A 13,930-nucleotide genomic window follows, 5' to 3' on the forward strand; every position below is an offset into this window, starting at 1 on the left:
TTATCACTCCTTCGATTTCATGACAAAGGAATCTATATATTTCTTCATGTCCCGGGCTGCCTTGGAATCTCCCCTATGCTTCCTGCTTCTGAAAAAACCCGTGCCCATATTGATATTGGGCTGCATTCCGTAGTAGTCATCCGTAAATGTTGCGTCAACTTTCTCCCCGATTATCTTCTCAATATCCGACGATGTCATTTCATTTTTCGGGTGAACTTTATTCAACAATAATGTTTTGGAAATGCCGTTGCCGATGGAAAAACGTTTGAACAATTCATCTGCGTATTTATAGGAGCGTAATCCAAGGCTGTCCGGCGTCAATATATAATGCAGGTTCGTTGCTGTATTCAACGCAGTGAATGTTATGGAGTTCATTGCCGAAGGAAGATCGATGATGACATGATCGAAATGCTTACGACCTACTCGAATTAGTTTTGAGATCAGCTCATCTGTAATTTCTTCGGTCTTTTCCGGGTCGGATGGACTGGAAATAATAAAGACACCTGTTTCGGGATGTTCATTTGCAATGTTTTGCAAATGACGTAATTCCATTTCATTCACGACAGGAAGCAAATCGTAATAAGTTCGCTGCGGTTGAATGGAAAAGAGGGTATCCGTCACCCCATATTGTGCGTTCAAGTCAATGAGCAACACTTTTTTCGACTGATGGACACTCAAGGATTGGCTCATCATTGCTGCCAATACCGTACAACCGCTTCCACCTTTTGCGCTGTAAAAAGCATGCACTTCACCTGTGCCGAACCCCATGTCCGTTTCCCTTTGAATTTTATACTGACGGACGACGTCTTGGATAAGACTTTCAACTCGCATCTCCTCAGCCGGGAACACGATGATATCTTTTGCCCCGTTCACTAGCCATTCCCTCGATCTACTGAAGTCTTCCGTCCTTGTTAAACCGACCACTACACTTTTTGATGTAATTTTAGGCCCGACTTGTTCAAGAGGTATTTCATCTACGTCAATGAAATACAAATTGTAGTTTTGCTGCCCTGTCAGTTTCCGAATGTCCTGCGTAATTGTCATATTCAGCTCATTTATTTTCGCATGTTCCGAAAACCACGCTTGCCATTCCTCATCGCCTGTCAGTAAAAGTGAATTCACTTGGAACATCCGCTTCTAACCTTCTTTCACCAATGATCATTCGTCCTTGCCCTTTTCGGACTCTTTCTTTTCACCCTTGCTTTTTTCAACCTCGACATCTGTGACAGTTTCCTTTTTCCCTGCATCCTTTTCAACAGGCTTTTCCTCTACGATCGGGGTCGATTTCTCGTCGACTTCCACATCATCCCCGACTTGATTGACACGGAGAACCCGGATCTGCTTTGCAAAGTTTTGATAATGGATCAATTGCTCTGCCTCTGTAATCGGCAAGGAAATCTTGACCCTTTCGGTATCTTCTATTTTACCTTTCTCAATTTGGACAACCTTTACATTCGAGAGTAATCGCTTCGTTTCCACGTTTTTCTCAATTTCCCTTGAGACAATTACATCTACGAGGTCTCCCTCCGTTACTTTCTGGTCAATCAGGACAATTTCGGTTGCATCCAACCAGACGACCCGCTCATTTGCAGGGATGTCTAACTTTTTACGGACAAGATTACTCGTCAATATATCTCCAGATTCCAAATTGACGACAGTAATGACATCTTCCAATTCTTCTGGATCGGTAATTAATGAACTATACACATTGGCTCTTGGAAACTTCACCCACTCAATAAGACTCTCATTTAATTCTGTATAGGATGTTACGTCTTCTTTAACCGCCGCCACTTCGATCATTTCCCCTAACCGGTCCTGCGCCTGGCTGATTTGCACAAGCACGACACCCGCCGTCACAATCGCCAATATGAATGAAATCGTTAAAAATATGATGGCTTTTCTTTTTGAATCAATCATCAATCGCCCACTCCAATTATCAATCTATTTATCATCTGATCTTTCCGGGAGTGGAAAGATGGAAAGATAGCTTACAGAATTCGGTAAAGCCCATTTTTGCAGGTGCTGGTAACTGATATTTGTATTGTCTTTAATGTCCACGTTTCCGACAGCAACAAACTCCGTATCAGGATGATGGTTCACCAAGTTATTTATCAGCACTTCCGGAGAAGGCGCTTTATGCAATTTCTTTGTAGTCGGGTTAAGAAAGTAAAAGTTCTTCTCCTTAGATTTTCTTCCAACCTTATAATAGGAAGATTGTCCGACCTTGCCTTTACCACTGATGACATAGCCATTCGGCGGAGGCAGGGAGGAAGACAATGAATACCCCTCATTTAGCAGTTTCATCAAATAGTAGGCATATGCCCGATGTTCCGCTCCGTCCACCAATTGAAGAACATATTCGGGCAGATACCAATTTCGCACACGCTTCAGGAATTGTCCGTCCGTTGAATTGCCGTCAAAGATGTATAGTACACTTTCGTGTTGTTTAAGGTAAGCTCCTATTTCTTCCACCTCGACTTCGAGGTTCCGCTTAATAAAAGGTAAGTTTGATTTGATCAGGCTATTTTCTTTCTTGGACAGGAATTCCTTTAACTCCCGCCCCTTTTTCATTTTGATTTTCCTTGTACTTGCAGAAATGCCCGTAGGGACGGGGATTCCTAATGTTTGATCAATTAGAACATGCAACGTCCATCACTCCTCATTCAGGGCTTTAAATATTTCCTGTCTCGTATTTTCAACGAGGTCAAGTTTCTCTCTTCTGAGAGATTCCCCATACGTTCTTATCGTGTCACGGCGTTCATCGATCAAATCCGATAAGGCGAACTGCGTCTCGTTGTCGATTCTATCCTCGTCACGTAGTCTTTTTACAGCCATACTCAAAATGCTGCCTTCCTCAGATGCAAACTCACCTAAGCTAGAATGAAGTTTATTAATTTGCTCATAAAGGCGAGTTGTATGATTGTTAATATTGATTCCATGCACTGCCTTTTGGTTCAATTCGCGAACGACCGCATTCGCTTCGGCTAGCATCGATTGGAATGTTTTTTGAAAGTCGACTCTCGATTTTACGTTGGCATATTTTCCGTTGCCCTCTTCTGCAACTTTCTTCAATTGCTTTTGACCTTCGCTATCCAAATTGAAGCCTAATACGTTCACTTCGGCATTCAGGTCGGAATTCGCTACTTTTTTAGCTTCCTCCACTGGATTTCCGCCGCACGTCTCCACACCGTCACTGACTACAAAAATCATGTTCTGTGTATCGGAAGACGCCTTTACCCGTAAATCTTCACCGCCGGCTTTAATGGCAGCAGCAAGCGGCGTCCATCCAGCAGCATCGAATTGGGTCAAAGCTTCATTAAATGAACTCTCCTCGTAAAAATCCGGGCTGTAAAAAAGCTCATTGCTTGCACATGACATTTCTTTGTCTGCGGTAGAACCCGTTCCCTCATGCCCATACACACGAAGAGAGACGATGGATTCTTCCGGAAGGCCCGCACCGAAACGTTTGACCGCATCCTTTGCCAGTGCCATCATTTGCTCTCCGCCAACATAGGCTTTCATGCTTCCGCTCGCGTCGATCAAAACTGATATATTCAATTGCTTTGTTTCCTTCTTATCGATTCCATATTCTCCATAATCCGGTTCAAAGTTAAAGAGCGGATCATGGACAACTGAATAATCCATTGCATACCATTCAACGATGCCGTTAAATATTTCATCAACTGTCATATTCTCAGCCGGGAAGTCATCCATCTCCGCAAAGTCTTCTGTCGTTAATTTCCCCTCTGCAGCCCCTTGGAGTTCCTTCATCTTTTCTCCAGCCCCTGAAGCGATGATATCTTTTGCCTCAGTAGGTGCCGGAGGGAAATCCGGTGCACTTTTCGTCTCCTCGGCTCCAATATCCTCACTCTCCGGTGAATTTATCTCATCCGCAGATCCTTCGATATCCTTTAATGACTTGTCGTCACTATTGCATCCTGCAATCAGTAAAAATAAAGAAGCCATTGCAGTTACTAATAACTTTTTCATGGTGAGTTACCTCCAACTTCATCCTGCAAGATTAATAGATTTTTTACACTATATGTATATGTTTACCATCCCATATTTCCGTTGTCAAAAAAGGGATGAGCACTTGGTATATAAAGCAGGATAATAAGCATTAGGCACAAAGACACCACTATCCATGTATGCACAACTATTGATGACTTAACTTAAAATCCCAAGTAAAAAAGCGTGAGTAATCTCATACTAATAAGGAACAGAGCATCTTTAGGTGGGTCTTTGTATTCTTTTTTTCAATTGTCCGCCTAAATATCTTGAACTAAGACTATTGGGAATCTACTCGTCGAATTTTCATTTAATTAATTTAGTAAGACTTTTATACCTCAATCATTCAAAAAAAACCCTCATTGACTTTTTTTCAGTCAATGAGGGCAGATTTAGTTCAATAGTTCCATGTTCACAAGAAGCTTATCCTTTCAATGCTGCCTGCACAGCCGCCGTGTCAAAGCCTAAAATCCACTTTCCGTTCAATTCGGTTTGCGGAACTCCCATTTGTCCTGTCGTTTCCACGAGCTTCCGACCTGCTGCTTCGTCCTCTTGCACGTTCACTTCACGGTATGGGATATTTTGTTCATCCAAATAATTTTTCATCATTGTGCAGTATGGGCATGTGTTCGTAGTGTACACTGTAGCTGTAGCTGTCATTTTTTTCTCTCCTTTAGTAATTAGATAATACATTTATAATATACCCCGTGTGGTATAATAGCAAACATATATAATTAGATGGAGGTAAGGTACATATGAAAGTAATTCCGATCGGGATTTGGGGTGGCTATCCGAAAGCGAATGGAGCCACGTCGTCATTTTTAATTGAGCATGACGGGTTTCATTGCCTTCTCGACTGCGGAAGCGGTGTGCTCTCTTCCCTGCAAAACTATGTGCCACTCGAAAAGTTGGATGCCGTTGTGATCAGCCATTATCATGCAGATCACATCGCAGACATCGGCAGCCTGCAATATAGCCGACTCATCAATTATTATCTAGGAGAACCGTCGCCGGCATTGCCGATTTACGGCCATGATCGGGACGAGGAGAATTTTGTAAAGCTGTCGTATAAAGAGCAGACGATCGGCGTAGCTATTCAGGAAACGGATATTGTCCATATCGGACCTTTTGAAGTGACTTTCTGCGAAACGGTTCACCCTGTCTATTGTTTGGCAATTAAATTCACGGTGGACGGCCGTTCTGTCACGTTGACTGCGGATACGGAATGGAATGACAAGCTTGTGGAATTTGCCCGCGGGACGGATCTCTTAATTAGCGAAGCGAATTTGTACGAGGAGCATCTCGGCAAAGCACCCGGGCATATGGCGGGCAGCGAGGCGGGGAAACTTGCGAAATTGGCTGGCGCAAAACGGTTAGTGCTGACGCATCTGCCTTTGCACGGAGATCTGACTAAAATTTTGGATGCATCAAAGGAAGTTTTTGAAGGTGATGCTGAATTGGCGGTCGTCGGCAAGGCGTATGAGATTTGATTGTAGGGTAAGTCCCTATTCGCAGGAGCCGCGGTATTTTCTTATCGAAGAGCTCCCGCTTGTATTCTAAGTTTGCCACTTGGACACTAACAGTATGTTACTATTATTTAATACTAATTGGATATGTGAGGTACTCGTTTATATGGATTCGATAGCAGGTTTATTTCAGAAAAAAGGAGTTAAACGGTTTATTATTTTTGCTTTGATCATCATTATTCTGTTTAGTGTTAGAAGCATGATGAACTTGATTTTGTTAACCTTTATCTTTTCATTTTTAATGAATCGACTGGTCGGTTTTACAACCAAATATGTTCGGTTGAATCATAAATTGATTGTCATACTCCTCTACACAGTGATTGTCGGTTTGCTGACTGTCAGCCTCGTCAAGTATTTGCCGATTATCACACTTGAAATCAGCCAGCTAATTAAGCAGATAACAAATTTCTCCACACAGTCACCTGACAATCCTTTGCTCGGTTTTCTTGAGTCTGTTATTTCCAGCGAACAAATTAAGAGTTATATAGAAAACGGTTTCTCATTTTTACTTAAATCGTTTACCGATATTAGTAAAACAAGTATCCAAGTACTTCTTGCAATCATTTTAAGTTTGTTTTTCCTTCTTGAAAAACCTCGGCTGATCGAGTTCACGGGTAAGTTTAAAAACAGCAAGATTGCCCCTTTTTATTATGAAATCGAATTTTTCGGAAAGAAATTTTCACGTACCTTCGGAAAAGTGATCGAAGCACAGTTCATCATTGCCCTCGTCAATACGTTTTTGTCCGTCATCGTCTTGATGATTCTTGGATTCCCCCAAATTATCGGATTGGCTATCATGATTTTTTTCTTAGGGCTCATTCCTGTCGCGGGCGTTATCATTTCACTGGTACCTCTGACGATTATCGGTTTTACGATTGGCGGTATTCTAACGGTCGTCTATTTGCTTATCGCAATCATGGTCATTCATGCCATTGAAGCGTATATTTTAAATCCGAAGTTGATGTCTTCGAAAACGGATTTACCGGTATTTTATACATTCATCGTCCTCATCTTTTCGCAGAACTTCTTCGGCGTCTGGGGGTTGATCATCGGGATTCCAGTGTTTGTCTTCCTGCTGGATATACTCGACGTGACAGACAAAGAACCGGAACAGCTACCCTAATGTAAATAGGCAAGTTCTGCTGTTCGCAATTTACATTGATGGACATGATCACAGGTTCTACAAGCACCAAAAAGCCGGTAGTATGGCAGCTACCGGCTTGTTTTTATGTTTTTATGTTTAATGTTTTCGACAAATTTACTCAGTTATTCAGTCATCATCCCGTTCAAAGGAAAGGATGGCGCCTGTGAAGGCATCGATATCCAACTCGTACTCAATGTCGCCGTCTTCCATCTCAATTTCATAGACATTGTCATCCAGCTCGAAGTCAGTTACAACGCCGCTTGCATGTTGCTTAGCGATTGCAATCACTTGCTCTTTCGTAAGCATCGTCTTCTGGTTTGATTTCTTGTTGTCAACCAATTTCACAGCCTGTTTTGCCGGTTCAGCTACTTTCAAAGTAGAAGCTGCAACCTTTTCCGATTGGACCTTTACTTCATTTTTCAGGTTACTGTACCGTTCTTTTTCGGATTTCAAGAACTCGCCTGTCACAGCATCAATTTCAATTTCGTATTTAAATTGATCGTCTTTCATTTCAATGTCGTATACTTTACGACCGTCGTCCGTATCCAACTCAAATTCTTTCACTGTGCCGACTGCCTTCTTTTTCACGATGGCGATCGCTTCCTCTTTCGTCAGCAGTTTATCGGATTTCTCTTGCTTGTGGTTCTTATCCGATTCTTTTTCAAACTTGATGATTTCGCCCGTTACTGCGTCAACTTCTAGATCGTACTCATACTTTCCATCTTTCAAGTCGACATCGAAATGATACCGGCCATCGTCTTTATCCAATTCGATTTCCGTCACGATGCCGCCTTTCACTTTTTCCGTAGCAACCTGCTTCGCTTCTTGCAATGAAATTAGCTTCTCTGCCTGCTTCGCAACACTTGGAACCGAGTCCTCCGCTAACGCAACACCGCCGATAGCTAATACTCCTGCCACTGCAGGAATCAACATCCATTTTTTCATGTTTGTTTTCCTCCTTTATGTTCTACCTTCATACTACCTCGTGAAGATGAGAGGACATTGAGAGGAATATTAGAGTTTGATGAGAGAATCAATTGCTTAATCATCCCAAGTGACAGTCAATACTTTGCCTGAAATCGCATGGATTTGATACGTGACTTCATCCATGTCATCCTCTGTATCAATTTCAATTTGCACTAAATAATAGCCGCCTTCTGATGAATTAACAAAATCCACATCATCGACTTCGCCAATCGTGCCGGCCGGCAATTGACCTAAGCCGATTTTCATCGCCTGCTGTTCAGAGATGAGGACTGTCTTCTGCGGTTTCTCCTGCTTAGTTGGCTTGGATTGCTCAGGTGCCTTGTTATTCGGCTTTGGCACTTCCGTCTTACTATCCGCCTTAGCATCCGCTTTGTCATCCACCTCTTCCTTCACATCGCTATCCCCTATATTCGATTCATTTGGTGATGTTTCAACAACTGGAGGATGCTCACCTTCGCCTGTCCCTACCACCGTATCAGTTTCAGACGACTCTTTCGTCTGGATGAGCGAAAGAACCTTACCTGATCCTGCGTCAACTTCCACAGCGTATTCTGCTCCTAATCTCGATACTCTCGCTTTATATACAGATCCATCCAACATAAGATCTTTGACTTCTCCATCATAGATCATCGCCAATTGGGAACGGATTTCCTGTTCCGGCAAAGCTTCAGCCTTCGTCAGCTTTCCTGATGTGTACAGCTGTCCTGCTACGACAATGATGATCGTCAAGACAATCGGGATGAACCAAGGTTTTTTCCATATGTTCATGTAATAAATCCTCCTTTCTTACATCTTACTGCCCCAACATTAAAACTCCCTGAGAACTTTTCTGTTTTTCGGAATTAACACCCGGATGACAGTTCCCATGTCGACGACACTTTCAATTGTCAAGGTTGCACCAAGTCCGTCGGCAATCTCCTTAGCAATGGAGAGTCCCAACCCGGTGCCGCCCGTCTTACGGCTTCGGTCAGACTCCACCCTGTAAAAACGGTCAAAAATATGCGGCAAGTCTGATTGAGGAATCCCTTTACCATAATCCTTCACGGTGATTTCCACTTCGTCCTGCAGGTCATTAATGGAAGTGAAAATTTCCCCGTCGCTATATTTACGTGCATTGTCGAGGAGAATGAACAATAGCTGCTTCACAAACTTTCCATCCGTTTCGACGATTGCCGGACCATCCGCTTCAATGATGATTTCCCGGCCGTATGCTTGCCTCAACGGCTTGACCGCCGCCTCCAGCAAAGGAGTCAAATCGACTTGTCCGAATTCAAACGCTTGAGAACCGCTGCTTTTCGCCAAGTCGAGCATCTGAGCAATCATCTCCTTCATCCTGCCCGTCTCAGAGATAATCGCATTCAACGCCTCATCGACGACTTCCCGGTTTTCAAACCCTCGCCTTACCAACAACCGGGAGTAGCTCTCAATAACAGTCAAAGGCGTTTTTAATTCATGGGAAGCGTTCGAGACAAACTGCTCCTGCTTCATATAGTTCTGTTCCAATTGCTCCATCATCTCATTGAACGTCCGCTCCATTTGCGCAAGCTCATCATTTCCATTCACAACTCCGGTCAGCTTTTCATATGTACCCGATTGCCGGCTCCTGTTCATCGCAATTATGAGATTCTCTATAGGCTGGGTGACAATTCTGCCGAGCGTCATACTGGAGAGGGTGATCGGAATCATCGCAAATGTTGTGACACCAATCAGGACATACTTCAGGACTCGCATATTTTCCTCGACATCTGCCAGCAATTGCGTCATCTTCATTGTGACGACTTCACCTGTCGGCCATACAATCGGCATCGAGATGGATAATGCTTCAGTACCCTCGAATTGGTCGATTGTAAATGAATTGCCCGGATTCACATGGCCATCGACCTTCCCGAGTCCAGCTAAAGATTGAACATTGATGAGCGGTTTGTTGTTATTGTCAATGATAGAGATTGCGCCATTCGCTGGTATGAATGCCCGCAACACCATGCCAGCATCCGTTTCCGTCTCCAATTTGCTCAACTCCGCGGTAAGCTCTTTCGCCCGGCCGAGCAGCTGTTCATATTCCGTATTATGCGACATCCTTTCGAAAAGAAAATAGATGAGGATTGTCGCCAGCATGAGAAGAATGAACATTAACAAGGTCGAAAAGACATGAATCTTCTGCTTAAGTTTCATGGACTGGTTCCTTCAATGCATACCCGACGCCACGGACCGTTTGAATAAGGGAAGGTTCATTCCGTTGTTCGATTTTCTTCCGGACATATCGGATATAGACGTCCACTACGTTCGTATCGCCGTAATAGTCAAAGCCCCACACCGCATCAAGCAGCTGTTCCCGTGATAGCACTTGATTCGGATGCCGTATCAAATGAAGCAATAAATCATATTCCCTCGGCGTTAAATCGATGGATTCACCGTTCCGCTTCACTTCACGGGACTGCTCATGGATTGATAATCCGGCGAACTCATGAAGGAATTCATCTTTCCCGACAACCTTCTTTTGGGAAGTACGAATCGCCGAACGGATGCGAGCAAGTAATTCATCAATTTCAAAAGGCTTCGTGACATAATCATTCGCTCCCAAGTCGAGTCCCGTCACTTTATCTTCCACATCGCTTTTCGCTGTCAATAAAATAACGGGCGTGCCATCTTCCGCCGCTCGGATCCTCCGCAGCACGTCCAATCCATTCATGCCAGGCAACATGAGATCCAACAACACTAGATCCCACTCTTGCTCTCTGAACTTGATAAGGCCGTCCGTCCCCGTATGCGCGACGCCAACCAAATATCCTTCAAACTCAAGCTCCAATTGAAGAACGCGCGCGATTGCTTCTTCATCTTCAATAATTAATACTTGCTCACTCAAGTTCCTCACCGCCGTTTTTATCTTTAGTGTAGCAGAAGACTGTTTTAGAGAATAAAAAAACGACCCGTGGAAGAGTCGTAAACGTTCTTATAAAAATACGATTGCTGCTAAGACGATTGCTAGGAAAATTCTATAGATCGCAAACGGTACAAGTTTGATTTTCGAAACAAGCTTTAGGAAGAAGCGAATCGAAATGAGTGCGAAGACAAATGCGCTTATAAACCCGACGATATAAAACGATAGGTAATCCATCGACATATCTTCCCAGTTTTTCAGAACCGAGACAAGGCTCGCACCCGCCATGATTGGCACCGCCATAATGAACGTGAAGTCCGCTGCGGTCCTGTGGTTCATTCCAAACAAAACCCCGCCCGAGATCGTTGCGCCTGAACGTGAAAATCCTGGCCATAACGATAAACATTGAACAAGCCCCACAGTGAATGCCTGACGATATGTAATCTGGTCTAACGTTTGGACTTTCGGTCTTTTTGGACCGAATTTGTCTGCCGCAATCATGAGAATGGCTCCCGCGACAAGTGCGACAATAACAGTTTCTGTTCTGAATAAATAATCATCGATCAAGTCTTTAAATGCAAATCCAAGAACGACTGCTGGCAGCATGCCGACGATGACGTGCATCAGATTGAAACGGCTTGTCATTTTCTTTCCATCGATCTTATACAGGCCAACCAAGCTGAGCAACCTTTTCCAGAACACGACGACAACCGCTAAAATCGATCCGAGTTGGATAACGATTTTAAAGGTGTTGGCGGGATATTTTCCAAGGAACTCTTCCGTCTTCAACCACATATCGTCAACAATAATGAGATGGCCTGTCGAGGAGACCGGTGCAAATTCCGTCATCCCTTCCACAAAACCGAGGATCAACGCCTTTACTAATTCAAATAAATCCATCCACTAAGCCCTCTTTCTGCGGAACCGGATGTATCCAATACAAACCGCAATTCCGCCAATTGCTAATATCACATATACAATGTTTGAATAGAAGTCCATATAATGGACAATCGATTCCCAGTTTTCACCGACCTTAAACCCTATTGTAACAAGAATGGTGTTCCAAATGAAGCTCCCGAGAGTTGTCAATAATAGAAACAGCGGAAAATTCATATGCGACATCCCTGCAGGCACCGAAATCAGACTACGGACGAGCGGGACGAGTCGGCAAAAGAATACTGTCCAAGGACCGTATTTATCAAACCAAGCATCAGCTCTCCTCAAATCTTTCTTCGATAGGCGCAGCCAGCGTCCCCGCCGCTCCACAAATTTCTCAAGTCGCTCCACATCAATAAGCAAGCCGATGCTGTATAGAACCATCGCCCCCACGACCGAGCCAATTGTAGCGGCGATAATTACGCCTGTTTTCGTCATCATTGTAAAACCCGTTGCGAAACCACTGAAGGTCAAAATGATCTCAGAAGGAATCGGAGGGAATATATTTTCTATGAACAATAGAAAGAACACTCCAAAATAGCCGTTCTCCCCTATGAACTCCGTTATCCAATTTTCCATGGCACTCTCCCTGATTGTAAAAATTCATACATATGTCAATTGTATCTGACGCTGACATCCACTTATAGGTTCCAACCTGCCCTGATGGATTGTACGTTAGAAAAATGCAGAGTATGAATGTGAATGTAGTGGATAAGTCCGTAAAAATCGACTTATGCACCGAAAATTGTGGGTAAGATTGTTTATATGTTTATAATTTCTGAAAAAATGGCGTTTTTGAATGAATATTATCCACATGTGAATAAAAAAACACCCGAATGCTAGTCTTATCCCCAGCTCCGGGTGCTTTTCCACATATAAGCATAGCACGAATTGCTATTCGTTAGAAACCAATTGTTCTTCTCGCGGATCGGTCGTGTCGGATTGTGAACTTCACTTTCTCCTCGACATTCACAGGAACATGGACAGGCAGCAGAATCTTATCTCGTTTCTTCTGCCATTCATGCGTCGATTCATCCACAGTCCATAAGTGGCCGGGTACCGGTTGGCGGATGACCGCTTCGACCGGAGTGCTTTTCGTATTGCAAATGCTGTATTCGTATTCGGTATACTCGTATCCGCCTTCTTTGTATTTGCCCGTTTTTTTCGCTTTCACTTCGATGTCGCAAGCTTCTCCCGATTTTAAACGGACTTTTTCATTCACTTTCGTATGCTTAATTGCGTATTCACCGATGAATTCAGCACTGCCATCATCCGGGTTCGTCCGGTACATCTTAAAAACGCCCGCCGGCAACGGAATGCCGAGACCGTTCTCCGCCGTATTATCGAATTCGATGAAGATATCAGGATTCGAAGTCTGCTCATTGATTTCATAGATAATACGCGCTTTTGAATTGGAGGATGACAGAAGCCGCAGCTGTTTCTGTTGACGGTCTTCCAAGTCGATTGCCTTCGGGAATGTGTACGTATGGAAATCGGAAAACGCTTCTGTCTTCTTCTTTTCTCGCCTCGAAAGCTCAGCGCTCTTCTCTTCGTTTTCATTGCCCGCTTTGTTTAGTGTCCCGGAAATAAGGCGAAGTTTCGCATCTTTGAAAGAGACGCCGGAATAATTCTTCATCGCCAGCCAACCCGACATGTCAAAACGATCGCCATGCATGGATATGACATAATCCGCTTCCCATGTAACACCACCCGTCAAATACGATACACAAACTTCATTGCTTCGCTGCTCGGCTACTTTCCAGACGAGTGTCGGCTCCACATGATTCCCGCCTTCAATTTCCGGGAATCGCAGCTCACCTTTCGGGTTGATGATCATTTCCTTCGTTTCAACGTCTTGCATAACAACCGGCCCATTACCGCGCAGCAGCGTGTACGCCCGATCTTGTTTGGTGTACGGATCTTTGATAATTAATTGACGGCCGAGATATTTTTCAAAAATCCTCAACTCATCCATCAGGTCATATTCATACACAAGCTCCGATACATCCACCCCTTCAACGATGATGGAATCGGGCTTCAGCTTCCTTGCCACCCCGACAAAATGGACCTCGTCATTTTCCGCAAACTGCGGAATGGAACGTGTATCTTTCACCAGCGCAAAACCATCATTGTAAACAGTAAGGGAACAAGCTGTCGTCTCGGATTTCGGAATTCTGTTCAGCATATTAAAACCTCCTATGTGATTGAACATTCCTCTGGGCGTTCCATAATTATGCTCCCTATACGCTATTCCCTTTTCTGGTCGAATTAATGCGGTGGGGTGGAATAAAGTTTATCACCGATTTGCAGGGCGATATCACCGACTCGCGGACGTTTACCACCGAAACGGAGGAGTTTATCACCGTTTGACTACAATTCAAGTTTAAAACAGTTAGTTCAAGATTGATTTTAATAGTCAAATCCTTTATCACCACTTAGAACTGAGTTATC

General features: G+C 43.8%; 14 protein-coding genes. 2 read left to right on the plus strand and 12 right to left on the minus strand.

Annotation, left to right across the window (positions count from 1 at the left end; all coding sequences use genetic code 11):
* Positions 1-3: 3 nt before the first annotated feature.
* From OC538_RS09600 to OC538_RS09620, 5 genes are all read right to left on the minus strand, one after another.
* Positions 4-1,131, minus strand: a complete 1,128-nt coding sequence (locus OC538_RS09600; RefSeq protein ID WP_262174753.1) for a CpaE family protein — start codon at positions 1,129-1,131, stop codon at positions 4-6.
* Between the two features lie 27 nt (positions 1,132-1,158).
* Entirely contained in the window at positions 1,159-1,917 is a 759-nt protein-coding gene (locus OC538_RS09605) for a hypothetical protein (RefSeq protein WP_262174755.1), read from the minus strand.
* A gap of 24 nt (positions 1,918-1,941) precedes the next feature.
* Positions 1,942-2,646 carry a hypothetical protein gene (locus OC538_RS09610; RefSeq protein WP_251693171.1) on the minus strand — a complete coding sequence of 235 codons (705 nt, stop codon included), beginning with the start codon at positions 2,644-2,646 and terminating at the stop codon, positions 1,942-1,944.
* Positions 2,647-2,652: 6 nt separating this feature from the next.
* Positions 2,653-3,990 carry a vWA domain-containing protein gene (locus tag OC538_RS09615; RefSeq protein ID WP_262174757.1) on the minus strand — a complete coding sequence of 446 codons (1,338 nt, stop codon included), beginning with the start codon at positions 3,988-3,990 and terminating at the stop codon, positions 2,653-2,655.
* Between the two features lie 441 nt (positions 3,991-4,431).
* Positions 4,432-4,668: a glutaredoxin family protein gene (locus tag OC538_RS09620; RefSeq protein ID WP_251693168.1), complete on the minus strand. Its 237-nt coding sequence runs from the start codon at positions 4,666-4,668 to the stop codon at positions 4,432-4,434.
* A 95-nt stretch (positions 4,669-4,763) separates the two neighbouring features.
* On the opposite strand from OC538_RS09620, the gene OC538_RS09625 reads away from it, so the two are divergent.
* Positions 4,764-5,498, plus strand: coding sequence for an MBL fold metallo-hydrolase (locus tag OC538_RS09625; protein WP_262174759.1), 735 nt, complete (start codon positions 4,764-4,766; stop codon positions 5,496-5,498).
* A gap of 142 nt (positions 5,499-5,640) precedes the next feature.
* Positions 5,641-6,657: an AI-2E family transporter gene (locus tag OC538_RS09630; RefSeq protein ID WP_262174761.1), complete on the plus strand. Its 1,017-nt coding sequence runs from the start codon at positions 5,641-5,643 to the stop codon at positions 6,655-6,657.
* 147 nt (positions 6,658-6,804) lie between these two features.
* On the opposite strand, the gene OC538_RS09635 is transcribed toward OC538_RS09630, so the two are convergent.
* The 7 genes from OC538_RS09635 to OC538_RS09665 all read right to left on the minus strand — a co-directional run bounded on the left by OC538_RS09635 (position 6,805) and on the right by OC538_RS09665 (position 13,664).
* Positions 6,805-7,623 (minus strand): PepSY domain-containing protein, encoded by an 819-nt coding sequence (locus tag OC538_RS09635; RefSeq protein ID WP_262174764.1) that lies wholly within the window; start codon positions 7,621-7,623, stop codon positions 6,805-6,807.
* Between the two features lie 96 nt (positions 7,624-7,719).
* Positions 7,720-8,433 (minus strand): PepSY domain-containing protein, encoded by a 714-nt coding sequence (locus OC538_RS09640; protein ID WP_262174766.1) that lies wholly within the window; start codon positions 8,431-8,433, stop codon positions 7,720-7,722.
* 39 nt (positions 8,434-8,472) lie between these two features.
* Positions 8,473-9,837, minus strand: a complete 1,365-nt coding sequence (locus OC538_RS09645) for a HAMP domain-containing histidine kinase (protein WP_262174768.1) — start codon at positions 9,835-9,837, stop codon at positions 8,473-8,475.
* Positions 9,827-10,528 (minus strand): response regulator transcription factor, encoded by a 702-nt coding sequence (locus OC538_RS09650; RefSeq protein WP_262174771.1) that lies wholly within the window; start codon positions 10,526-10,528, stop codon positions 9,827-9,829. Before OC538_RS09650 ends, OC538_RS09645 begins: the two co-directional genes overlap by 11 nt.
* 87 nt (positions 10,529-10,615) lie before the next feature.
* Entirely contained in the window at positions 10,616-11,443 is an 828-nt protein-coding gene (locus OC538_RS09655) for an undecaprenyl-diphosphate phosphatase (RefSeq protein ID WP_251693153.1), read from the minus strand.
* A gap of 3 nt (positions 11,444-11,446) precedes the next feature.
* Entirely contained in the window at positions 11,447-12,058 is a 612-nt protein-coding gene (locus OC538_RS09660; protein WP_262174774.1) for a DedA family protein, read from the minus strand.
* 322 nt (positions 12,059-12,380) lie between these two features.
* On the minus strand, positions 12,381-13,664 hold the full coding sequence (locus OC538_RS09665) for a DUF4139 domain-containing protein (RefSeq protein ID WP_262174776.1): 1,284 nt from the start codon (positions 13,662-13,664) through the stop codon (positions 12,381-12,383).
* Positions 13,665-13,930: the final 266 nt, after the last annotated feature.

Source organism: Saccharococcus sp. Marseille-Q5394 (genome assembly GCF_946901335.1).
GTDB classification, from domain to species: Bacteria; Bacillota; Bacilli; order Bacillales_A; family Planococcaceae; genus Sporosarcina; species Sporosarcina luteola_C.